Origin of the sequence: Streptomyces sp. MBT65, from assembly GCF_016612545.1 — a bacterium.
GTDB lineage: Bacteria > Actinomycetota > Actinomycetes > Streptomycetales > Streptomycetaceae > Streptomyces.
The window spans coordinates 1-705 of record NZ_JAENRY010000709.1 but is presented as its reverse complement, the minus strand read 5'-3'; the positions used below and the strand labels follow the sequence as shown (position 1 = coordinate 705).

The 705-nt window shown below is 76.9% G+C and carries 1 pseudogene; it reads left to right on the top strand.

What is annotated here, in order from left to right:
• Nucleotides 1–705, top strand: a pseudogene (locus JHN63_RS51725) (hypothetical protein); the annotation flags it as partial.

Genomic DNA, 705 nt, shown 5'->3' with positions numbered 1-705 from the left:
CCCCCGCACCGACCGCCTCACCCTCCTCACCCACGAACTCACCGCGGACCCCACCTCCTGGCAAATCCTCCTCACCGACCTGACCGGGGCCCTGGGCCCGGCGGCGCTCCGGGGTCCGGCGGCGGCCCTGGGTCCGGCCACGACCGCCAGCCCGGCCGCGGCCCCTTCCTCGGCCACGGCGCCCGGCCCGGCCGTATCTCCCGGCTCGGCCACGGATCCCTCCTCGGCCTCGGCGGCAGATCCGGCCCCGGTACCCGGTCGGGCCCCGGTCCTCGGCCCTGAGGTCTTCCCCTCGGATACGGTGCCGGGTTCGGCCTCGGTCCTTTCCCCGGCCGTTGTCCGTACCGAGGCACGGGCGCAGTGCGCGGGCGACGGTGTGGCCGACTGGGTCGCGGGCCTGCGCGAGTTGGCCTGCGACCCCGCCGAGGCACGTCACTGGGGGCTGGTCGCCGAGCGCAGGTCCCGGGCGGCCGCCGCCGCGCCGCCCGGCGCCGCCCCGCTGCCGATCCCGGGCACCACCACCCTGGGCACTGGATCGGGCGTCGTTCCGGACACCGCTTCGGACACCACCGTCCCAGGTACCGCGCCGGGTACGACCGCCTCGGGCACCGGATCGGGTGTCGTCCCGGACACCACCCCGGACATCACCGCCCCGGAAACTGCCTCAGACGCCGGGCCAGGTATCGCCACCCCATTCCCCACCCC